The 21,621-nt window shown below is 59.6% G+C and carries 19 protein-coding genes; 3 read left to right on the top strand and 16 right to left on the bottom strand.

All coding sequences use genetic code 11. The features are described 5' to 3' along the window. Nucleotides 1–73: 73 nt before the first annotated feature. Nucleotides 74–1,003 carry an asparaginase gene (locus tag Q0X21_RS06590; protein ID WP_297851050.1) on the top strand — a complete coding sequence of 310 codons (930 nt, stop codon included), beginning with the start codon at nt 74–76 and terminating at the stop codon, nt 1,001–1,003. On the opposite strand, the gene Q0X21_RS06585 is transcribed toward Q0X21_RS06590, so the two are convergent. Together Q0X21_RS06585 and Q0X21_RS06580 are read right to left on the bottom strand one after the other, a co-directional pair. Continuing rightward, nucleotides 990–1,904 (bottom strand): trypsin-like serine protease, encoded by a 915-nt coding sequence (locus tag Q0X21_RS06585; protein ID WP_297851049.1) that lies wholly within the window; start codon nt 1,902–1,904, stop codon nt 990–992. The two genes, Q0X21_RS06590 and Q0X21_RS06585, sit on opposite strands and share 14 nt — an antisense overlap. 58 nt (nt 1,905–1,962) lie before the next feature. Further along, nucleotides 1,963–2,865, bottom strand: a complete 903-nt coding sequence (locus Q0X21_RS06580) for a DUF418 domain-containing protein (protein WP_297851048.1) — start codon at nt 2,863–2,865, stop codon at nt 1,963–1,965. A 51-nt stretch (nt 2,866–2,916) separates the two neighbouring features. Here Q0X21_RS06580 and Q0X21_RS06575 point away from each other — a divergent pair, with 51 nt between their 5' ends. After that, nucleotides 2,917–3,609, top strand: coding sequence for a response regulator transcription factor (locus Q0X21_RS06575; protein WP_297851047.1), 693 nt, complete (start codon nt 2,917–2,919; stop codon nt 3,607–3,609). Continuing rightward, nucleotides 3,606–4,673: a HAMP domain-containing sensor histidine kinase gene (locus tag Q0X21_RS06570; protein ID WP_297851046.1), complete on the top strand. Its 1,068-nt coding sequence runs from the start codon at nt 3,606–3,608 to the stop codon at nt 4,671–4,673. Before Q0X21_RS06575 ends, Q0X21_RS06570 begins: the two co-directional genes overlap by 4 nt. Here Q0X21_RS06570 and Q0X21_RS06565 read toward each other — a convergent pair. The 14 genes from Q0X21_RS06565 to mraY all read right to left on the bottom strand — a co-directional run. Further along, entirely contained in the window at nt 4,585–5,949 is a 1,365-nt protein-coding gene (locus Q0X21_RS06565) for a DNA polymerase IV (RefSeq protein WP_297851045.1), read from the bottom strand. The genes Q0X21_RS06570 and Q0X21_RS06565 overlap by 89 nt on opposite strands. 190 nt (nt 5,950–6,139) lie before the next feature. Next, a complete protein-coding gene (ileS, locus tag Q0X21_RS06560) occupies nt 6,140–9,304 on the bottom strand; it encodes an isoleucine--tRNA ligase (protein ID WP_297851044.1) in 3,165 nt (1,054 codons plus the stop codon). Nucleotides 9,305–9,611: 307 nt separating this feature from the next. After that, a complete protein-coding gene (locus tag Q0X21_RS06555) occupies nt 9,612–10,562 on the bottom strand; it encodes a DivIVA domain-containing protein (RefSeq protein WP_297851043.1) in 951 nt (316 codons plus the stop codon). Between the two features lie 141 nt (nt 10,563–10,703). Further along, the gene (locus tag Q0X21_RS06550; protein WP_297851062.1) at nt 10,704–10,988 is read right to left on the bottom strand and encodes a YggT family protein; all 285 of its coding nucleotides are present in this window, start codon (nt 10,986–10,988) and stop codon (nt 10,704–10,706) included. 43 nt (nt 10,989–11,031) lie between these two features. Further along, entirely contained in the window at nt 11,032–11,457 is a 426-nt protein-coding gene (locus Q0X21_RS06545) for a cell division protein SepF (RefSeq protein WP_297851042.1), read from the bottom strand. A gap of 55 nt (nt 11,458–11,512) precedes the next feature. After that, entirely contained in the window at nt 11,513–12,265 is a 753-nt protein-coding gene (locus Q0X21_RS06540) for a YggS family pyridoxal phosphate-dependent enzyme (protein ID WP_297851041.1), read from the bottom strand. Next, nucleotides 12,265–13,005 (bottom strand): peptidoglycan editing factor PgeF, encoded by a 741-nt coding sequence (pgeF, locus tag Q0X21_RS06535; protein ID WP_297851040.1) that lies wholly within the window; start codon nt 13,003–13,005, stop codon nt 12,265–12,267. The genes Q0X21_RS06540 and pgeF overlap by 1 nt, the downstream gene beginning before the upstream one ends. 14 nt (nt 13,006–13,019) lie before the next feature. After that, the gene (gene ftsZ, locus Q0X21_RS06530) at nt 13,020–14,300 is read right to left on the bottom strand and encodes a cell division protein FtsZ (protein ID WP_297851039.1); all 1,281 of its coding nucleotides are present in this window, start codon (nt 14,298–14,300) and stop codon (nt 13,020–13,022) included. A 158-nt stretch (nt 14,301–14,458) separates the two neighbouring features. After that, on the bottom strand, nt 14,459–15,208 hold the full coding sequence (locus Q0X21_RS06525; RefSeq protein ID WP_297851038.1) for a cell division protein FtsQ/DivIB: 750 nt from the start codon (nt 15,206–15,208) through the stop codon (nt 14,459–14,461). Then, complete coding sequence (gene murC, locus Q0X21_RS06520) at nt 15,208–16,707, bottom strand: UDP-N-acetylmuramate--L-alanine ligase (protein ID WP_297851037.1); 1,500 nt, start codon at nt 16,705–16,707, stop codon at nt 15,208–15,210. Before murC ends, Q0X21_RS06525 begins: the two co-directional genes overlap by 1 nt. Beyond that, on the bottom strand, nt 16,704–17,771 hold the full coding sequence (locus Q0X21_RS06515) for a glycosyltransferase (RefSeq protein ID WP_297851036.1): 1,068 nt from the start codon (nt 17,769–17,771) through the stop codon (nt 16,704–16,706). Before Q0X21_RS06515 ends, murC begins: the two co-directional genes overlap by 4 nt. Before the next feature lie 20 nt (nt 17,772–17,791). Continuing rightward, the gene (locus Q0X21_RS06510; protein ID WP_297851061.1) at nt 17,792–19,267 is read right to left on the bottom strand and encodes an FtsW/RodA/SpoVE family cell cycle protein; all 1,476 of its coding nucleotides are present in this window, start codon (nt 19,265–19,267) and stop codon (nt 17,792–17,794) included. Between the two features lie 133 nt (nt 19,268–19,400). Beyond that, nucleotides 19,401–20,870 (bottom strand): UDP-N-acetylmuramoyl-L-alanine--D-glutamate ligase, encoded by a 1,470-nt coding sequence (gene murD / locus Q0X21_RS06505; RefSeq protein ID WP_297851035.1) that lies wholly within the window; start codon nt 20,868–20,870, stop codon nt 19,401–19,403. Next, nucleotides 20,867–21,621 (bottom strand): phospho-N-acetylmuramoyl-pentapeptide-transferase (gene mraY, locus Q0X21_RS06500; protein WP_297851034.1); only part of this gene is annotated, 755 nt, incomplete at its 5' end. The genes murD and mraY, both read right to left, overlap by 4 nt.

The raw sequence follows: 21,621 nt of genomic DNA, 5'->3' as shown, positions 1-21,621 counted from the left end.
TTGTTCTCGCTAACTGGCCTAACGTTACCGGCTAGCTGGTCTTAGGCCAATCGGCACGCCTAGTCTGAACCTCATGACTCCTTTGGAAATCGCTGTGGTCGCCACTGGTGGGACCATCGCGTGTGAAAAAGACGATGCCGGTGCGCTGGTGCCTCGCCGCTTAGCGACGCAACTGATCCAGCAAGCTCGGATCGATGTGCCGTTCCGCCCGGTGGATATCCGTTCCCTTGATTCTTCGGCGATGACGCTGGCGGATATTGATGATCTGGTGGCCACCGTGCACGAGCAGCTCGCTGATCCGAAGATCACTGGCGTGGTGGTCACACATGGCACAGATTCGATGGTGGATACCGCACTTGCACTCGACCTTTTCCACACTGACTCACGTCCAGTGGTGCTCACCGGTGCACAATACGCCGCTGATGCGCCGTCCCCTGATGGTCCGGAAAATCTCCGTACGGCATTTGATTACATCGCTGGTGGCGGTGATTCGGAGCAAGGAGTCGTCATCGCATTTGGTGGAAAGATTCTCCCGGCGCGTGGTCTGGTCAAGGCGGACACGCATGCGCTCGATGCCTTCCGTCCGACATACCCGGATGTGGATTCTGCGCCTGAACGTCCCACTCCCCTTTCCAGGTCATCACTCGCCGGGCTGAATATCCCGATCGTGGCCGGTTGGGCCGGAGCCGAACCTGACATTCTCGATGCTGTGATCCAGATGCGCCCCGACGGGATCATCGTCGAAGGAATGGGTTCCGGCAATGTTTCTGAACAGATGGGCCATGCCATCAAACGCGCACTTGCCGCGGGGATCCCGGTAGTGCTTACTACCGTTGTCCCGCACGGCAAGGTCGAATTCGCTTACGGCGGTGCTGGTGGCGGTGCCACCTTGGGCGAAAAGGGCGCGATCCCGGGTAGCTGGCTGCGCGCCAGCCAAGCGCGTATTGCTCTCGCGGTGGCGCTGGCTACCGGGGTCGATCCCGCTTCACTTATTTGCGGCTAAAGCGCCATGCAGCTGCACCAGCAACGATGATCACGCTGCCCAGAATGATCCACAGGCTCACCGGCATCTGCTCCCCGGCTTCTTCAGCTTCCATAGCGCTGGCAGCATCAGCACCGTCCGCACCATTGACCTTCTCCGGCATCGTCGCTGCATCATCGATGCCTGTTGCTTCACCAGCGATGACCTTTTCAATCCACTCCGCCTGATCAGCAACTGGGGATACCGCGACCTTTGGGTTGCTCAGCAGGTCTTCTTCGGATGGATTATCCGGGTCGTCGAAAAGCCCAGCGGACATGACTGCGGCGACTTTGCCATCAGCGAAGATCGGGCCTCCCGAATCGCCGCCCTGGATACGCGCGCCGTTTTTCAGTGAGACGACGGCGGCAGAGGGGGCGTCGAAAAGCACGGGCGCATCTTCGCCAGCCGACGTGTCTGCATCGCCCTTAGCGATGGGCAGCTTTTCCGTACCGCCGGTTCCCTCCGAAGACCAGCCGTAGACCGTGACCTCACCATTGTGCAGCTCGTCGTGGGAAACCTCTGCGAATTTTTCAAGCTGCATCGGTTCTTCGGTGTGAACCAGACCGATATCCCCACGTGGTGCCTTTTCCCAGCGGTCTACCTTGTATACCCGCTGTTCATCACCTTGTCCGGTGCGCACGCTGCCGCCTGGCTCATTGAACATTTCCATGCAGTGGCGTGCTGTGACCACCCAGTGCGGTGCGATCGCAGTGCCGGTGCAGCCACCTTCTTCCGGCTCACTGTCCGCCATGCGCAGGGAGACCACGGTGTCTGCTTCCGGTGTGTCCCCTGCGAAGTCTTTGCTGTCCAACGCCCACGCGGGAGCCGGTGCAGCAAGCAAAGCCGTTAGCGCGAGTGCGGTGGTGGTGCGAGTGAATTTCATGATTCTCCTTATGAGTTCTTGAAAGGGAGCGAGTTAAAGGAACGAGAAAATGGGAGGTTTAAGCCGAAGCACGCGATAGGTACGCAGCTGCTTTGGTGGCGCTTTCGATGCACCAGCGCACAGCCGCTTCCATCGGCCCACGACGGAAGAAGGCCGACCACACGATGGCGAATCCGACGGTGAGCACGACGCTGACGGGGAAGTTCAACCACTGCGCGGTGAGAATGTGCAGGCAGTACACCGTCAGCGACATCGCGCCGAGCGGGCCGAGCACGAACGAACGCGAAACCACACTGCAGAGCCCCAGTACCGCGAGCGACATGCCCACCGAACCGGCAATATCCAGCACGCCGCCAGTGTGGCCATTGGGCTCCAACCAGGCAGAGGGCACGACATAGTTCATGCGTACGAACAGGACCACAACAGCGATCACAGCGCCGCCCGCCGCGCTGGCGAATATCGCACCACGCGACGGCAGAATGACTTCTTCGGTGAGCATTCCTGCGATCATGAGCGCTGCCCACATCACCAGCGGGTACGGCGGACCGAACAGGACCCACGGCTCAAGTCCGAACTGATAGATCAGGCCCGAGACCACAGTCAGTCCGATGAACAGCACACCCTTCGCACGCGGATCCCAGTCCGTGATCCAGCCGAGTGCGATCATGCTGATGCCAATGGGAAGCAGAACGATCGTGATGTCGCCGCCGAAGGGCACGAGCGCAAAATGCAGCACAATCAGTGCCAGCCCGCGCACGGTGAACTGCAATGCCCCGGCGGTGCGCGCCATGAGCTTCATGGACACTCCCGCAAGGAATGCGAAGAGCGCGGCCGGGAATCCGTACAACAACTGTCCGGTGATCCCGATAGTGTTCGCACCCGTGACGGTCAGGTGCGCAGCCATCATCGCGACTAAGGCGATTCCGCGGCACACATCAATTCCAACTATCCGTTTTGGCATGACCCAAACGTTATGCAAGGCGATGTTGCGAGAGCGTTAAGATCAAAAAACATGACTGCACGCGTGCTCATCGTCGAAGACGAGACCATTCTTGCCGACGCCATTTCGACCGCGCTGAGCAGGGAGAATTTCCACACGCATCCGCTTTACGACGGCACCGTGGCCCTTGATTACCTCCTCTCCCACGCGACAGAAATCGACGTAATAGTCCTCGACCGTGACCTGCCAGGAGTGCATGGCGATGACATCTGTGCACGGATCGTGGCTGACTACCCGCACATCCGGGTACTCATGCTCACCGCAGCTGGCACACTCGATGATCGTTTGAGTGGCTTCCAACTCGGCGCCGATGATTACCTGCCCAAGCCTTTTGAATTACCCGAGCTGATCGCACGAGTGACTGCACTTGCTCGGCGGTCTTCAGCGCAACGCAATTCAGTTCTGGTCTGTGGCGATGTGCGCCTGGATGAGACCCGCAAGCGCGTGCTGCGCGGTAGTGAAGAAATCAATCTCTCTCCGAAGGAGTTCGCTGTCCTGCAGGTGCTCATGGAGGCTGACGGTGCGGTGTTGTCTGCCGAAGAACTCCTCGAGGAGGCTTGGGATGCCAATGCCGATCCCTTCACCAACTCACCCCGCGTGACCATTTCGTATTTGCGCCGGAAACTGGGCGAGCCGTGGATCATTCACACCCGTCCCGGCGAAGGCTATTTTGTGGCAATCCCTGATACGGAGGATCAGCAATGAGCCTGCGCGCACGCATTACCCTGCTCTTCGTCCTCACCGTCGCTGGTGTCGGCAGCATTCTCATCGCGGTGATGTACGCCTATTTGAAGCTGACTCCAGTGCCCTTCGAGGCGGTCTTTCCCGGCGATGCGGCGATCACAGGTGCAGTGCCAGTCACCGACGACATTTTGAAGGTCGTGCTCACTGTTTCTTTGACTACGCTCGCGGTCCTCACTGCCCTGGCCGGTGCCATCGGCTGGTTCGTTGCTGGTTGGGTGATCACTCCCCTTTCCGGCATCGCCCAATCCGCCCGCGAGGTCACTGCCGGCAATCTGAACCAACGCACGGGTTATTCCGGCGCACCGGACGAGGTCGGTGACCTGGCCAATGCTCTGGACACCATGCTGGATTCTCTGGCTGCTTCCCTGGCCAGCCAGCAGCGCTTCTCAGCCAATGCCTCGCATGAGCTGAAAACCCCGATCGCCACGATTCAGACCGTGGCAGATGTGGCACTGGCACCAGATTCCACCGAAGCAGAAATGCGGACGGCGCTCACCAATATCCGGACGGTGAATAGCCGCAGTTCCGAGACCGTCTCAGCATTGCTTGATCTGTCTCGCGCACAGACACCGAATCTTGCGGTTTTCAATCTCACCGATGTCTGTCCTGGCTCCCACCCAGCCCCCATCATGATCACTGGCGATGAGATTTTAATCCGTCAAGCAGTGGACAACCTGCTGCGCAATGCTGAAATCCACGGCACCGAAGACTCGACCCAGCTTCGTGTCAATCAAGCAGATGGATACGCCACCATCGAGGTATCTAATGACGGACCCGCATTCACCGCAGAGCAGCTAAACCAGCTCAAAGAGCCTTTCGCGCGCGGCACCAACCGCATCTCCGGTTCAGGGCATGGGCTTGGACTCGCGCTTGTTAGCGCCATTGCCACCTCCCACAATGGCTCCCTCAACCTTGCGCCGAAGCCGGGTGGCGGTGTCATTGCTCAGCTTCGTCTGCCAATGGGTCTTCCTCAATCTGAAGCCACTCCTCCCACGCCAGTGACTCGACCGGGTCAGCCGGGTTGAGCGCTGGGTCATCAGCCCGCAGGTTCTTCACGGGACCAGGTCCTGTTGCACGTGTTTCAAACCGCACTGTGACAAAGCCATGGCCTGCTCCCTGAATCCACCCATGGCCGAATTCATCATGGTGCACGTCCTGCGTGGCCACCCATGACCGTGTCCCTGCTGGAATCACCGGCAAGATCTCACCTGACTGCGGCTCGGGAAGATGTGCCCGATCCAGCTCGGGGAAAAGCACTTCCTGCATCACCGTTTCCAATCCGGAAAAGCCCACCCCGACCAGACGGATCGGCCCCAGTTCATCCGGATAACGCGCAATCCGGAAAGCTGCTGCAGTCAGCGTGTCCAGGTCATCGGTGGCATACGTCAGGGTGCTGGAGCGTGACTCAATGTGGAAATCGGCCATCTTGAGTTTAACGGTGACGGTGCGGGCACCACGGCCGTCGATAAGCAAGCGCTTGTGTGCTCCTTCTGCCGCGCGCCTGATGGCTGCCTCGACCTCAGTTTTCGTGGTCAGATCGCGTGGATAGGTGTGTTCGGCAGAGATCTGCTTCGATTCCGCGCGCGGAGCCACTTCACGGTCATCGACGCCGCGCGCGAGTGTCCACAATTGCTTGGCCACTACCCCGCCGAGCGCGACTTCGACTTCGCGCTCATTCATCGCCGCGAAATCACCGATGGTCTCCACCCCAATGCCCGTGAGTTTGTTGGCCGTGACGGGACCTACGCCCCACAGCTCACCCACGGGAAGCGGGTGGAGGATCTCCGTCTGCTTCTCCCGCGGAATGATGAACGTGCCATCCGGTTTTGCCAGGCCAGAACCGATTTTCGCGTACTGCTTACCTGTGCCCGCACCAATCGAACTGGGCAAACCTGTTTCTCTGCGAATCTCTTCACGCAGTTCATTGGCCCACTGCTCGACTTCCTCCGGCGTTGCGCCAACGAGCTCACGTGGTTCAAGAAAGGCCTCGTCGATGGAGAGCTGCTCGACGATATCCACCCGACGCGCAATGATCCCGAAGACCCGGCGCGATGCCGTGGTATACACGGACCGGCGCGGTGAGACCAGCACTGCCTTGGAACCAACCAGCTGCACGGCCCGGTAGGTAGGCATCGCCGAGTGCGCACCGTATTTACGAGCCTCATAGCTCGCCCCAGCGACCACTCCCCGCCCCGTCACACCGGCGACCAGCACCGGTCGCCCTTTCAGCGTGGGACGGGTCAGCTGCTCACAGGACGCGTAGAAAGCGTCCATGTCGATGTGCAACACCCAACGAGACATAGTTACTCCAGCCTAGGTCGGAATGCTCGGTGAGTGCAGGTCAGGTTCCTGTTGCGGCCTGGTCCCCGGCTGCAATAAAACAAACGCCTATTCCTAAACCCCTATTTTCAAGGTCACTGTCGTGGAGTCGATCTCCGTGACCTTGAAAATAGGTGTTCTGGAATAGGTGTTTGGCGTAAGCGAGGACTACTTAGCTGTGCTTCGACACATTCGCGGTGACCCCGTCGAGCACCTTGTGGCCGTTTTCATCGGTGTCGGTGGTGACGGTGAACGAGGTCGCGAGGGTCTCCGCAGCGATGTGGTCCGCGTGACGGTTCGCCCACTCTTCCTTGTCCCCAGGGACGTGAAGGGTGACGGTGATACGGTCGGAGACCTCGAGTCCCTCGTTCTTGCGGGCATCCTGCAGACCGCGGATAACGTCCGCGGCCCAGCCCTCAGCCTCGAGTTCCTCGGTGAGGGTGGTGTCCAGAACGACAAGACCGTCCATGTCCTCAACGCGCGCGGTGGAATCCGGGTCAGCTGCGACGAGGCGCTCGGTGTACAGATCCGGGGTGAGCACCAGATCGCCGTCCACAACGACATTCTCGCCGTCGTGCACGTAGTTGCCGGCCTTCACATTCTTGATGGCTCGCTGGACGTCCTTGCCCAGCTTCGGACCAGCGACCTTCGCATTAACGACGACCTCGAAGGAACCAGCGGAGTCGACGTCCTGGGTCAGCTCCACATTCTTCACATTCACCTCGTCACGGATCACTGCTTCGAATGGGGCGAGCTTGTCAGCCTCAGGCAGTGCAACCTTCAGCGACGGCAGCGGCAGACGATTACGCAGCTTCTTCGCCTTACGCAGCGAGGAAGCAGAAGAGCAGACCGCGCGGGTGGCATCCATTGCCGCGACGAGCTCATCGTCAGCTGGGAAGTCCTCCGCATTCGGGTAATCCGTCAAGTGCACGGAGCGCTCACCGGTCAGACCACGCCACATCACCTCGGTGATGTACGGCAGCAGTGGCGCAGCGGTACGAGCCAGAACCTCAAGCACGGTGTAGAGCGTGTTGAATGCCTCCGGGTGCTCCTCCTGGCCTGCCCAGAAGCGGTCGCGGGAACGACGGACGTACCAGTTGGTCAGGGTATCGGCGAAGAGACGGATCTCCTCGCACGCACCAGAGATATCCGTCGCATCCAAAGCGCCCTTGGTGTTCTTCACCGTGTCGTGCAGCTTGGCCAGGATGTAGCGGTCCAGCACGTTATCCGAGCTGGTATCCCACTGGGCATCGCGATCCGAGTAGAGCTGCAGGAAGCTGTATGCATTCCAGATCGGCAGGATCGCCTGGCGCACGCCATCACGAATGCCCTGCTCGGTGACGATTAGGTTGCCACCACGCAGGATCGGGCTGGACATGAGGAACCAGCGCATCGCATCCGAGCCATCACGGTCAAAGACCTCGTTGACATTCGGGTAATTGCCCTTGGACTTGGACATCTTCTGGCCATCGGAACCCAGAACGATGCCGTGGGCAACGACCTGCTTGTACGCCACGCGGTCGAACAGTGCGGTGGACAGCACGTGCTGCACGTAGAACCAACCGCGAGACTGGCCGGAGTACTCGACGATGAAGTCCGCGGGCTGGCGGGTGTCGAATTCTTCCTTGTTCTCAAACGGGTAGTGGTACTGCGCGAACGGCATGGATCCAGATTCGAACCAGCAGTCCAACACGTCCGGGACACGACGCATGGTCGACTTGCCAGTCGGGTCATCCGGGTTCGGACGGGTCAGCTCATCAATGTACGGGCGGTGTAGCGACTTCGGGCGAACACCGAAATCAGCTTCGAGCTCGTCGAGCGAGCCGTAGACATCCACACGCGGGTACTCCGGGTTATCGGAAACCCACGCTGGCACCGGGGACCCCCAGTAGCGGGTACGGGAGATGTTCCAGTCGCGTGCGCCCTCGAGCCACTTGCCGAACTGGCCGTCGCGGATGTGGGACGGGATCCAGTCGATCTCCTGGTTCAGCTCAACCATCCGATCGCGGATGTCCACGACCTTCACAAACCATGCAGGCAGAGCCATGTAGATCAGCGGCTCGCCGGAGCGCCAGGAGTGCGGGTACGAGTGGACGATCACCTGGTCGCGCACAACACGACCACGAGCCTTGAGGTCGCGGATGATCGGACGGTTCGCATCGAAGACGAGCAAGCCTTCGTACTCAGGGACGAGCGAGGTGAACTTGCCGTCCGCATCTACCGGGATGACAATGTCGATGCCGTACTTCTCACAGGTGATCATGTCGTCTTCACCGAAGGCGGGAGCCTGGTGGACGACACCGGTGCCGTCCTCGGTGGTGACGTAATCAGCGAGCAGCACCTGGAAAGCATTTGGCTGATCCGCGAAGTAGTCGAAAAGTGGCTCATAGGTGATGCCCTCGAGCTCAGCGCCACGGTAGGTGGCCAGCACCTCGGGGTTCTCCCCCAGCTCCTTCGCGTATGCCTTGATCAGATCAGATGCCAGGACCAACTTGGCACCTGCGAATTCAGGCACTGAAGAGTCCTCGCCCACACGGACGAGCGAGTATTCGATCTCCGGGCCGACTGCTAGAGCCAGGTTCGACGGAGTCGTCCAGGGGGTGGTGGTCCAGCCGATGAACGCGGCGTCGGCAAGCTCATCGTGCCCCTTGGTGTCCTTGATGGGGAACGTGACGGTGACCGTCGGATCCTGGCGCTCCTTGTATGCGTCGTCAAGGCGTGTCTCCTGGTTGGACAGCGGCGTGTGCTCGGCCCAGGAATACGGAAGGACGCGGAAGCCTTGGTAGATCAAACCCTTGTCGTAGAGCTCTTTGAACGCCCACATGACGGACTCCATGTACTCGGGGTCCATCGTCTTGTAGCCGTTTTCAAAATCCACCCAGCGTGCCTGACGGGTGACGTAGTCCTCCCACTCGTCGGCATAGTGCATGACGGATTTGCCACAGTATTCGTTGAACTGTGCCAGGCCCATGTCCTCGATCTGGGACTTGTCGGTGATACCCAGCTGCTTTTCTGCTTCAAGTTCCGCGGGCAAGCCGTGGCAATCCCAACCGAAAACGCGAGGGACGTGGAAGCCGCTCATGGTACGGAAACGTGGAACGATGTCCTTGACGTACCCCGTCAGCAGGTGGCCATAGTGCGGCAGGCCGTTAGCAAACGGCGGGCCGTCGTTGAAGACGTATTCTTCGCAGTCCTTGCGGTTTTCCAGGCTGGCCTTGAAAGTGGCGTCTTTGTCCCAGTAGTCCAGGACGATCTGTTCCATCTCCGGGAACTTCGACGAACCTCCGGTCATGTCCACCTTGGGGTAGACGTGGCCGACACCTTGCTTATCTGCCATAGTTCCTCCACACACATCGTTGTGCAGGGACGCGGTAACTCCGCGCGGTACCACCCTGCTTGGGTTCCCTGAAGGTAGGAAACCCCACTTCATTGTGGTGAAGGATTGACGTATCCCTTTGGTCACGTCCGGTTCTACTGGGCATGCACTAAGCAGGCTGTTCTTCCGGAAACGCTCCCCGGTGATGGCCGGATCACTGCGTGTCTGGTTCTGACATGGGCCATTCTAGCCACACATAGAAAAACCCGCCCTCAATGGGGCGGGTTTAGTGTTTCCTGCCTGCCTTAAGCCGGCAGTTAGGTGGAAACTACTTCTGGTTTGCGTCGCCGCCAGGAGCAGACGAACCGCGAGTCTCCAGCTCCTCCAGTTGGGACTCCAGCAGGGTCTTCAGGCGGGTGCGGTACTCGCGCTCGAAGGTACGCAGCTCTGCGATGCGTGCCTCGAGAGCAGTCTGCTGCTGCTTCACCGTGTTCATGATCTCGGTGTGCTTACGCTCAGCGTCGCTCTGCAGCTTGGCTGCCTGCTCCTCAGCCTTACGGATCTGAGCCTCGGCACGGGAGTTCGCCTCGTTGGTGGTCTCCTCAGCCTTGCGCTCTGCATCGCTGACGAGCTGGTTAGCACGCTGCTCCGCAGCCTGGGTGGTCTGCGCAGCCTTCTTCTCAGCGTCAGCGACCTGGGTGGACGCCTTGGTGCGTGCTTCCTCAGAAACGCGCTGGGACTCTTCTGCTGCCTCGCGGGTGAGACGATCTGCGGTCTCCTGAGCCAGCTCGAGCACACGTGCTGCCTGGACATGAGCCTCACCAGTGGTCTTCGGCTGCTGCTGAGCAGCGGACGCTGCTGCAGCCTGCTGCTGGGTGGCCCCAGCCTTATTGCCCTCTGCCTGCTTGCGTGCCTGCGCGGCCTCTTCGCGGGCAGCACGGATCTCCGCGTCAGCGGCCTCTGCACGGGAACGAGCAGCCTTTGCCTCGTTCTCTGCATCGTTCAGGCGAGCTTCGTATTCCTTGCGCAGCTTCGCCTCGATCTCCTGGCGGATAGCGCGCTCGTCCACCTTGCCGGAGGATGCGGCAGCCGGAGCGCTAGCGCCGGAGCCCTGCTCCTCAAGGCGTGCGCGCAGATCGTCGTTCTCATCCTGCAGCTGGGCGAGAGTGTCCTCAACGAGATCGAGGAACTGGTCGACCTCGTCTTCGTTGTAGCCACGCTTGCCAATCGGCGGCTTGCTGAAAGCGACATTGTGCACGTCAGCTGGTGTCAGCGGCATTTGCGTTCCCTTCAAGTAATGACGTTTATTTGCCAGCCCCGTACGGGCGTGTGGCACGGTCTAGGCTTAAAGCCTAGCTGACAGTAGTTATACCCTCAATATTTACTGGAGGGTAAGTTTTCCCGCGAAGAGATTGCTCAATTAGAGCAAAAAGGCGCGAATCAGAACTTGCAGGATGGCAAGCGCCAGGAAAAGCACGATCACGCTGACATCCAGTGCCACGCCACCAAGGGGTAGTGGCGGGATGAATTTACGCAGAAATTTGATCGGCGGATCTGTCACCACGAAGAAGACTTCAGCGACCACCATGAACCAACGCGGTGGGGCGAAGTGCTTGGAGAACGACTGGATCATTTCGATGATCAGTCGCACGATCACCATGAAGGTGTACAGACCGACGATTGAGTACAGGACGGCACCGAGCATATTCACGGAAACCAACCCTACCTAGACGCTTCGTTCAGTTGAATTAGCGGATGTGAGCTGCGCGCTCGAGTTCGCTAACGGTGGTGCGTGCGTTCTCCGGGACGATGGCGAACACGAGGTGCTCATCACCAGTGCGGGACAGCTTGTGCATCTTGCCGCGGGCAGCAAAGCACAGGCCGGCAGCGAAGTCGATCAGACGCATTGCGGTCGGCTTGTCCACGTTGGACAGGTCCATCACAACAGCATCGCCATCGCGGAACGGCTCGCCGATTTCCTTGGCGTCGTTGTAGTTACGCGGACGAACGCTGATGATGGCTGCGGAGTAGTCGCGCGGCTCGTAGGACTCACGCGAACGGGAGTACGTGTTCGAGCCAGCTTCTTCGTACGCCGGGTCGTCGTAGTACGGGTCGACGGCCGGATCGTACTGGCCAAGGCCGAAGAATTCCTTGAGGCTGTTAGAGAAGGACATGCGCGTAAGTCTCCTGTTCGCGGGCTATTTTTTGGAGTTGTTTTAGCGTTGTTCGTCAGCCTACGGGTCGCGCTCCGAGCAGGCCGGTTCCGACACGCACGACAGTTGAACCGTGCGCAATTGCTTCTTCAAAATCTCCAGACATGCCAGCAGACAAGCGCAGGCTACGGCCGAGCTTTTCCGCAAAGGCATCGCGAATGCTTTTCGACGCCTCAAACACCTGCCCCGGGTCCGCTTCGATAGGTGGGACGACCATGAAGCCGTCGAAAACCAGGTGCTCAGCCTCTTCGACCGCATTGACCACTTCTTCAACGAGTGCTGCGTCATCGTGTGGGACGCCTCCGCGTGCAGCGTCGTTGTCGAAGGAGAGCTGGATCAGGCATGGAAGCCGATCAGTTGTCCGGTCGCCGCGCTCAAGCGCTAGCCCCATGCCTCGGTCAAGCCCTTGCGCGAGTTTGACCGAATCGAGCGAGTGAACTTCGCTTGCCCAACGCGCCACCGCATTGGCTTTTTTGGACTGGATCTGACCGATCATGGCAAAGTGCATGTCCACGCCAGCATTGCCGAGTTCTTCAACTTTGCCGCGGGCTTCCTGCTCGCGGTTCTCCCCGACCAGTTCGACGCCGAGCTCAGCCAAAATGGCAACGTCGGATGCCGGGTGGAATTTGGTCACCGGCAAGATAGTGACACTGCCAGGTTCGCGCCCAGATCTAGTCTCCGCATCGCAAACGTCTGCTTGCAGCGCTTTCCATTTCTCAGTGATCTCTGCACGACGTGCATCCGTGATCCCCACATCAATAGCGGCCATTAGTTCCCCTTTCCGTTCTGACCTGTCAGCCAAATAACTCCGGCTTGGCGTCCGGTCGTCTTTTCGCGCCGGTACGAGAAGAAAGTCTTGTCAGTGACAGTGTCACGTGGATCCGCATCAATGTGAGTGACACCGAGCCCAAGCAACTGGCGGACGAGGCCGGCGCGGATATCCAGTCCAGCGGTGCCTTTCTTGGTGCGTGTTTTAGACCCCGGCAGGTGCTGTTCCACATCATCAGCCATGTCCTGTGGCACTTCATAGGATTCACCGGCAGCAGCGGGGCCGAGCAGCACCTGGATATTCGCGGGAGTCGCTCCCAGCTCGCACATCTTCTCTACTGTGCGCGGAATAATCCCATTGCGCGCACCCAACCGACCTGCATGAGCCGCAGCCACCACACCGGCATTGTGGTCCGCCAAAAGCACTGGCACACAATCGGCGACGAGCACGCACAGCGCGAGCTTTTCTGCGGTGGTCACCACCGCATCGGTGGCTTCAACCGGGCTGGACTGGGGGCCATCGACAACAGTGACATTGTTGGTGTGCAGCTGTTCCATCCACACGAATCGCTCGGCATCAAGCCCAGCGATATCGGCGAGGCGTTGGCGATTCGCTGCTACTGCTTGTTCATCATCGCCAACATGTCCGCCGAGGTTGAATGATTCATATGGCGACGCAGAAACCCCGCCCGCACGGCTGGTGAACAGCATGCGGACGGGGCGGCTGGTGGTGTCAATCATGACACCCAAGGCTACTACCGAAGGAAGTCGGGCACGTCGAGGTCATCATTGTTGCCACCACGGGTGTCCTCGTAGCGACGGGACGGGCGGTAGTCGCGGTCGTAGTCACGCTCGCGCTCCTGGTTGGTGAACAGGCCTCCACGGGTGTCGTCGTAGCGGTGACGCGGGGAGTATTCCTCAGCGGAGGCGCCCTCTTCACGCTCAGAGGACTCGAACAGGGAACCAGACTGCGGAGCCGGGGTCGGAGTCTCCTCTGCTGCAGTCGGGGAAACCGGCACCTGAGCGGACTCGCCTGCAACGGGCTGATCAGCAGCCTGACCCTGGTCTTGAGCCTGCGGACGGGCATTAGCCTTCTCGTCGAAGCCGGTAGCAATGATGGTCACGCGGACCTCGTCGCCCAGGTTGTCATCGATAATGGTGCCGAAGATGATATTTGCGTCATCATCAGCCTTTTCTTCAACGATGGAAGCTGCGTTGTTGACCTCCATGAGGCCCAGGTCCGAGCCACCAGCAACGGAGATGAGCACGCCCTTGGCACCCTCCATGGTGGTCTCCAGCAGCGGAGAGTTGATGGCCTGCTCGGTAGCTGCCATGACGCGGTTATCGCCACGTGCAGAGCCAACACCCATGAGAGCGGAACCAGCATCAGCCATGACAGAGCGAACGTCAGCGAAGTCGACGTTGATCATGCCCGGGATGGTGATCAGGTTGGTAATACCCTGAACACCGTTGTAGAGCACCTCATCGGCAGCGCGGAAGGCCTCCATCATGGACAGGTCGGCCTCGCCAAGCTGCAGCAGACGGTCATTCGGAATGACGATGACGGTGTCACAGACTTCCTTGAGCGCCTCAATACCCTCGAGCGCCTGGCGGGTACGACGCTTGCCCTCAAACGAGAACGGACGAGTGACCACACCAATGGTCAAAGCGCCCATCTTCTTAGCGATGCCTGCAACAACCGGCGCGGCACCAGTACCCGTGCCGCCGCCCTCGCCAGCGGTAACGAAGACCATGTCGGAACCCTTGAGGGATTCCTCAATCTCCTGCTTGTGGTCCTCGGCGGAGGTACGACCTACCTCCGGGTTAGCACCAGCTCCGAGACCGCGGGTGGCTTCGCGGCCAATGTCAAGCTTGGTGTCCGCATCGGTGAACAGGAGTGCCTGGGAGTCGGTGTTGATGGCAACGAACTCGACACCCTTCAGACCCTCTTCGATCATGCGGTTCACAGCGTTGACACCGCCGCCGCCGACACCGACGACGCGGATCATGGCGAGGTAGTTGCTAGGTGAGGTCATGGGTGTGTGCTCGCCTTTCAAATAACGGGGACATGGGTTTGTTCAAGACGTCTCCCATCATGGCCAACATGGACGACATTTCGGCGAATTTTTTCGGCGTGTCGGTACCCTCAACCTTTACTTTAGGGTTGGTGACCTGGGGTTTTAGCAGCCCACCTCTACTTCACCGTGATTTGGTGTGGGTTAGTCACGTTGAATTCGCGGCCTTCACGCTGCAATACGGTGTCGAGCGCGAGCGCTTTATTTGCGTTGTCTTCGCTTGCTCCCCACACCACTGTCTTGTCTTCAGCCAGGTGCAAGACGAACTCGTATTTGGAGCTGGCCTCAATCGACTCCACTGCCCCACGTGCTTTTTCGCTGAGCGCAGCGGCGATTTCTACCGCATCCTTGCGCACAGCTTCATCGGAATCAGCGGCACCTTTCAGCTCCACCGCATCCTCAGGAGGAGTGTCTACCGCGAATTCTTTGCCCTCCTGATCAATCAGGTGTGTTCCGTCTGATCCATTCAGGTAAGCGACAGCCACGTTCTCTTCAACCTTCAAAGTGATCGTGGATGGCCATTTCCGGTTGGCAGTCGCTGATTTCACCCATGGCATGGAAACGACGTTGGAAGCCGTTTCACGCATATTTACCTGCGCGAGTGGCGTGCCTTGGGGGACGCCGGCTGCGGCGACTACCGCTTCTTCGTCGATATGCTCATTGCCCTCAACGGTGACATTCTTCACCGAGAAAAGTGGCGTGAAGTAGATGATTGCCCAAAGCACAGCGAGCACCACCAGGCCCACGCCAGCACCCATAAAGATGCGCCGCCACGGAAGTCCCTGGCGCACACGGTTACCGCGGTTTGGCGCACTGTAACCACGGTGCCCATCACGGCTAGAGCTTTTCGACGAATCGGCGGTAGCCATCACTCATCCACTTCCCCACCGTCAACTGATGCATCTGCACCGGCGAGGCGTTCCAAGATCGGATCCGCGAGCATGGTCACGGTGCCTGCCCCCATCGTGATCACAACATCACCTGGCTGTGTTACCGATGCAACAGAGATCGGTGCGTGGGAGAAATCGGGGTCATAGATGACCTTGGTGGCATCAGCAATGTGCTGGGTGATGATGCGGGAGTCAACTCCCTCCACAGGTGCTTCGCGGGCGCCGAAGATGTCGAGGACCACGACGGCGTCGGCAAGCGAAAGTGCCTCAGCGAATTCCTTCGCGAATGTCTGCGTGCGCGAATACAGGTGTGGCTGGAAGCAGACCACGACGCGTGCGCCTTCACCTTCGGATTCGACCTTGCCGCGCGCAGCAGACAACACTGCGTGGACCTCTGTCGGGTGGTGCGCGTAATCGTCATAGACCCGCGTTCCTGCATTCAGTCCTGCGGTGATCTCCCCGCGGAGCTCAAAGCGACGACGCACACCGGTGAATCCACTGAGCCCTTCGGCGAGCTTGCGTGGATCTGCTCCTGCGACTGCACAAGCAAGCAGTGCTGCTGCAGAGTTGAGCACCATATGGCGCCCCGGCAGCGCGAGGTGATAGCTCACGGTGCCAGCTGTTTCAGCGGTTTTTAGTTCTACGACGATCTCGGTGACATGACCTTGCAAGACCTCATCCGTGACAACAGCACCCGCTGGGATCTCCGGATGGCGCGCAGCTGCCTCGGCCGTGCCGTAGCCCAGCACGGTGATGCCGCGTTCTGCTGCACGAAGACCGCAACGCACCGTTGCATCATCATCAAGACACACGACCAGCGTGCCATCATCGGGCAAGCGGTCGGCGAATTCATCGAAGACTTGGTAGTAGCTTTCCGCGCTGCCGAAATAGTCCAGGTGATCCGGCTCAATATTCGTGATCACAGCAACGCTCGGGCGATAGCGCAGCAAGGAAGCATCGGATTCATCTGCTTCGGCGACGAAGATGTGCCCGCTGCCGTGGTGTGCATTCGTGCCGGCACGGTTGAGCTGACCGCCGACGGCGAAGGACGGATCCTCCCCCGCTGCTTGCAGGGCGACAACAGCCATCGATGTCGTCGACGTCTTACCGTGCGTACCGGCGAAGAGCACCTGCGTGTAGCCCTCCATGAGCTCGCCCAACAGATCCGAACGGCGGATCACCGGGATGTCATGCTCTGCTGCAGCGACGAGTTCAGGATTGTCCTGCGGAATAGCCGCGAAGCTAGTCACCACTACCGTCGGTGTCTGACCAGCCAGTTCCAGGTTCTCAGCAGCGTGGCCGACAGCGATAGTCGCGCCCTGCGCACGCAGTGCACGCACGGGACGAGAGTCCTTCACATCGGAGCCGGTGACCACTGCGCCACGGTCCAGCAGGATGCGGGCCACGCCGGACATGCCAGAGCCACCGATACCAATCAGGTGGACTCGGGAGAGATCAATGGGGGCAGCAGAAGTCATGATTTCCTTTCGCCAATGATGCGGCGAGCGATTTCCTCCGCCGCGTTTCCAGCACCAGAACCTGCGAGCACCTTTCTCATGCTTGCAGCTGTGCCATGCGGGCCAAGAATCCCGGTGACAGCATCGACAAGGGCATCGGGGGTCAACGCGGAGTCATCGATACGCACTGCGGCACCTGCTTCCACGAGGTGTGCAGAATTGAGGCCCTGCTCGCCGTTGCCGTGCGGCAGCGGAATGTAGATCGCGGGAACCCCAGCCGCAGAATTCTCCGCGACTGTCATCGCACCAGAACGGCAAATGACCACATCGGCGATGGCATATGCCGCTTCCATGTCGTCGATATACGGCACTGCGGTGTAGTGCTCATGCGCCGGCGGTGCGTCATTCTTCCGCCCATAGGCGTGAAGCACCTGGTAACCGGCAGCCACGAGTCGGCCGACCGCACCTTCGAGCGCAATATTGATGCTGCGCGCGCCTTGGGAGCCACCGGTAACAAGCACGGTTGGACGATCAGGCGTGAGATTCCACGTCTTATAACCACGTTCGGCCTTCACACCATCGTTATCCACGCCGACTCCAGGGCGGACCGGGATACCGAGCACTTCACCTTCCATGCCGGAATTCGGCACAGCGTTGAAGCCCACGCCGCCGAGCTTCACACCCAGCTTGTTGGCCATACCAGCCAAAGCGTTCGTCTCCAGCACATAGAACGGGATACCCAGGGTCTTTGCGGCCAGATACGCCGAAGCAGACACATAACCGCCAGTGCCGAACACAGCGTCAGCCTGAGCTTTCTTCAACGCCGCGCGCGTCTGGTTCACTGAGCGCACCAATTTGGCAGGCACGCCGAGCAATTTCAGTGGCTTCTTACGTGGAATGGGTACTGGCTCAATGAGCTCAAGCGGGAAGCCACGGGCAGGAATGATCGTTGTTTCCAGCCCCTTTTCGGTGCCCAACGCAGTCACTTCGGCGCCGTAGGAATCACGGAGCACCTCTGCCACCGCCAAAGCTGGTTCAATGTGGCCAGCAGTGCCTCCGCCAGCCACCACGATGCGTGCAGTCACGGGTGAATCAACCGCCTTTTCTATCCAGCGCGGCGGGTATCACTGCCGTTTCGGTGACCCCTGTTCGCGCGAGCGTTATCGTAGCTCGATCGAGCTGCTCTCCGATCGGTGGGTCGAGCAGTCTGCTGCCCCCTCTGGCCACGGCCACGGTCATTGCTGCGTCCGGTTGCTCGTTCTTGCGGCGCCGGGCTGCGACGTGCCGTGACCGGTGTGCCATACCGAGCGGTTTGCTTCTTCTGCGCCGGGTGGTTGTGGCGCTGCTGGTCCTCCAACGGACGTGGTTCGCGGATGAAGAACATGCGGTCAAACATCGGGCGACCGTAGTTCTGCATCGCGGAGACAGCGCCCGGTTCATGGCGCGCCACGGAGGCGACCAGCCCCATTGCGCCAAGCGTGATCACAGCAGACGTACCACCGGCGGAGATCATCGGAAGCTGAATACCTGTGACCGGCAGCAAACCAATGACGTAGCCGATATTGATGAATGCCTGCGAGACGATACCGGTGGTCACCGATGCTGCCAGCAGAGCCTGGTACTGGTTCGCTGCCAGGCGTGCGGTGCGCAGTCCGAAGAAGAGCAGCATGGTGAACAAGATGATTACCAGTGCGCCACCCCACAGACCGAGCTCCTCACCGATCACGGCGAAGATGAAGTCATTTTTCGCCTCCGGCAGGTAGAACCACTTCGCGCGGGACTGGCCGAGGCCAACGCCGAAGAGTGAGCCATCGGCAAGCGAGAGGAAGCCTTGGTACGACTGGAAAGCCACACCACGAGTGTCTTCGAAATGGCCGAACAGCGCGTCGAAGTAAACATGGAAACGCTGCGAGCGGAATCCGCCAGCTGCCATCACACCGACGAACAGCAGAGCACCGAAGGCACCGACCACACCGATGAACTTCCACGAGATGCCAGCGAAAACAAGGACGAAAGCGACGACGATACAGAACGACACCGCCATGCCGAGGTCGCCCTGCAAACCGATGAGCAATATGCATACGACAGCGACAAACGCGAATGGCACAAACCCATTGGTCATCTCCAGCGGACGGCGCGGATCCTTATTAGCCAGGATCGATGCACCCCACACACAGATAGCAACCCTGGCCACCTCTGAAGGCTGCAGCTGAAAACCAGCAATATAGATCCAGGACTGGGAGCCAACTTCCGCGCGACCGGTACCAATGCCGGGAATGAGCACCGCGATGAGCAGCAGGACAGAAATGGCCATGAGCACAAGCGCGAACTTTCTCACCCGCTCAGGCGGAATCTGCAAAGCCAGCCAGAATGCGAACAGACCCATTGTGACAACAATGACCTGCTTGAACGGCTGTGCCCACACAGACTGATCATTCAAAGCCGACCACGTCATTGAAGAACTGGTCACCATGACCACGCCGAGGCCAGCAAGCACGAGCACGATCGTGCGCACCATCGTGTAATCCAGCAACGGACGACTATCCATCCACGCATTCATGCGAGACAGCGCACGCGCCATGCCTGAGGTGTACTGACCTGTGCCACGCGAACGCGCAGAAGCGGGCCGCGGCGCTTGCTTCGCTTGCGGCTTACGGGGCTTGTCTGGCCGTGGTCGGCGCTGAGCTGCTGTGGTCATCGTCTCTCACACTGCCTTAAGCATCGCTATTTCCGTCGAGGGCGCGCGCGGATGCCGCAAAGATATTTCCTCGTTGCGCCATTCCGGAGTACATATCCAGGCTTGCAGCGGCCGGAGCGAGAATCACCGTGTCCCCCGGCTGCGCGTGCTGCGCAGCAAAAGCAACGACATGTTTCATTGCTTCTTCGGGGTCGGTGCTCTCAGTCACGAAGACGGGAGTTTCAGGGGCATGCTTATCGACGGCGCGTGCAATCTCTTCCCTGTCCACCCCCAGCAATGCCACCGCACGGAAACGGTGCGCGTGGTCCGCAACAAGTTCATCTACGTCAGCGCCTTTGAGCTGGCCGCCCGCTACCCAGACGATCTTGCCGTCACCAGAACCACGCAGCGCGGAATCTGCTGCGTGTGGGTTGGTGGCTTTGGAATTGTCTACCCAGTCGATGCCACCAGAAGAGTGCACGACTGCACCGCGGTGGCCAGAAACTTTATAGCTGTGGAGCGCACAGTGGATCTGTTCCGGGGATGCGCCCTGTGTCACGCCGACTGCTGTGGCAGCCAGGGCATCCAACACGCCCGCTTGCCCTGCTGGTTCAATTCCATCGACCGGGCTGATCTCAACTGCGGAATCCGCTGCCGAATTTTCAGTTCCGGAAAGCGCGCCGATACGGCTGACGATCGTCCCGTCAACAATGCCGACTTGCCCTGCCTCCGGTGCTCCCAGGGTGAAACCCACGATCGGTGCTTTGCGTGAATGCTTCGCTTCCGCGGCGTATTTCGCTACTTCCGCATCATCGATACCGGCGACAGCAACTGAACTGGAAAAGACCTTTGCTTTAGCCTCTGCATAAGCCGCGAAAGAACCGTGCCAATCAATGTGATCTTCAGCCAGGTTGAGTAATACACCAGCATTCGGTGTGAGCGTGTCGGACCAATGCAGCTGAAAACTGGATAGTTCAGCAACGAGAACATCCACCCGCTGCGGATCTGTGAGTGCATCTGCAACAGCAACACCGATATTTCCGCATGCCACTGCACGCTTACCGGTATACGTTCCTGCTTCCTGCATGATTGCAGCGAGCATGCCAGTCGTAGTGGTCTTCCCATTCGTTCCGGTCACCACTAACCAATCACGTGGCGCACCGAACACACCTGCTTTGTCCAGGCGGTAACACAGCTCGACATCCCCAATCACCTCACAGCCAGCATCACGTGCGGTGACCAGCAAAGGTGAATCCGGACGCCAACCAGGCGATGTCACAACAGTGGGAAAAGAGGAGGCATCCTCAGCTGCTTGCGCGGTAGAAAGCCCACCGAGGAAACGATGGCCCGCACCAGCGACTGACTCTTTCACCTTTTCGAGCTTGGCCGCATCATCATCAGCAACCGCGAATGAAAGCTGCGTCTGCGCCAGCAATTTCGCTGCGCCTAGACCGGAAACACCGGCACCAGCAACGAGCACGGGGCCAGGAACGAGGGCGTCGATCATGCCAAGCTCACCCCTGCTGTGGTGAGCCACTCAGCGTAGAAGACAGCCAGACCGATGACGGCTGCGAGTGCGCAAATGACCCAGAAGCGAATGACCACTGTGGTCTCCGCCCAACCACCGTTTTCAAAGTGGTGGTGGAACGGTGCCATGCGGAACACTCGCTTACCAGTGGACTTGAACACGATGACCTGGATGACAACCGATGCGGCCTCCATGACGAATAGCGCGCCAATGACGACCATCAGCACCTCGGTGCGGCTGGCGATCGAGATACCAGCGACCAGACCACCAAGAGCCAGCGAACCGGTATCACCCATGAAGATCTTCGCCGGGGCGGCATTCCACCAGAGGAAGCCAATGCAGGCGCCAAGACCAGCCGCGCAGAGCACGGCCAGATCCAATGGATCACGCACGTCGTAGCAACCAGCCCCTGGCGACTCTGCACAGGAATTGCGGAACTGCCAGAACGTGATCAACGTGTACGCGAACATGACCAGCGACATCGAGCCGGCAGCCAAGCCGTCAAGGCCATCGGTGAGGTTCACCGCATTGGACCATGCAGCGATGAGGAAGTACACGAAGATGAGGAAGAGGATGGTGCCCAGCACTGCACCACCAACTGCGATATCAAAGGTCTCAATATCGCGGATGAAACTGACCTGAGTCGACCCCGGAGTCAGCCCTGTGCGCTCCTGGGGGAAACGCAGCAGCAAAAAGCCGAAGAGCAACGAGACCGCGAGCTGGCCGACCA

Origin of the sequence: uncultured Corynebacterium sp., from assembly GCF_947253065.1 — a bacterium.
GTDB lineage: Bacteria > Actinomycetota > Actinomycetes > Mycobacteriales > Mycobacteriaceae > Corynebacterium.
Note: the sequence above shows the minus strand (reverse complement) of the source record. Positions and strands in the feature narration are given on the sequence as shown.

Excerpts from the sequence above, each read along its gene's own strand:
- Q0X21_RS06525 (WP_297851038.1), bottom strand. The coding sequence starts at position 15,208 with ATGGCTACCGCCGATTCGTCGAAAAGCTCTAGCCGTGATGGGCACCGT.
- Q0X21_RS06545 (WP_297851042.1), bottom strand. The coding sequence starts at position 11,457 with ATGTCCTTCTCTAACAGCCTCAAGGAATTCTTCGGCCTTGGCCAGTAC.
- ftsZ (WP_297851039.1), bottom strand. The coding sequence starts at position 14,300 with ATGACCTCACCTAGCAACTACCTCGCCATGATCCGCGTCGTCGGTGTC.
- murC (WP_297851037.1), bottom strand. The coding sequence starts at position 16,707 with ATGACTTCTGCTGCCCCCATTGATCTCTCCCGAGTCCACCTGATTGGT.
- Q0X21_RS06550 (WP_297851062.1), bottom strand. The coding sequence starts at position 10,988 with ATGCTCGGTGCCGTCCTGTACTCAATCGTCGGTCTGTACACCTTCATG.
- pgeF (WP_297851040.1), bottom strand. The coding sequence starts at position 13,005 with ATGATTGACACCACCAGCCGCCCCGTCCGCATGCTGTTCACCAGCCGT.
- Q0X21_RS06570 (WP_297851046.1), top strand. The coding sequence starts at position 3,606 with ATGAGCCTGCGCGCACGCATTACCCTGCTCTTCGTCCTCACCGTCGCT.
- Q0X21_RS06580 (WP_297851048.1), bottom strand. The coding sequence starts at position 2,865 with ATGCCAAAACGGATAGTTGGAATTGATGTGTGCCGCGGAATCGCCTTA.
- Q0X21_RS06585 (WP_297851049.1), bottom strand. The coding sequence starts at position 1,904 with ATGAAATTCACTCGCACCACCACCGCACTCGCGCTAACGGCTTTGCTT.
- murD (WP_297851035.1), bottom strand. The coding sequence starts at position 20,870 with ATGATCGACGCCCTCGTTCCTGGCCCCGTGCTCGTTGCTGGTGCCGGT.
- ileS (WP_297851044.1), bottom strand. The coding sequence starts at position 9,304 with ATGGCAGATAAGCAAGGTGTCGGCCACGTCTACCCCAAGGTGGACATG.
- Q0X21_RS06575 (WP_297851047.1), top strand. The coding sequence starts at position 2,917 with ATGACTGCACGCGTGCTCATCGTCGAAGACGAGACCATTCTTGCCGAC.
- Q0X21_RS06565 (WP_297851045.1), bottom strand. The coding sequence starts at position 5,949 with ATGTCTCGTTGGGTGTTGCACATCGACATGGACGCTTTCTACGCGTCC.
- Q0X21_RS06555 (WP_297851043.1), bottom strand. The coding sequence starts at position 10,562 with ATGCCGCTGACACCAGCTGACGTGCACAATGTCGCTTTCAGCAAGCCG.
- Q0X21_RS06590 (WP_297851050.1), top strand. The coding sequence starts at position 74 with ATGACTCCTTTGGAAATCGCTGTGGTCGCCACTGGTGGGACCATCGCG.
- Q0X21_RS06510 (WP_297851061.1), bottom strand. The coding sequence starts at position 19,267 with ATGGCGCGTGCGCTGTCTCGCATGAATGCGTGGATGGATAGTCGTCCG.
- Q0X21_RS06540 (WP_297851041.1), bottom strand. The coding sequence starts at position 12,265 with ATGGCCGCTATTGATGTGGGGATCACGGATGCACGTCGTGCAGAGATC.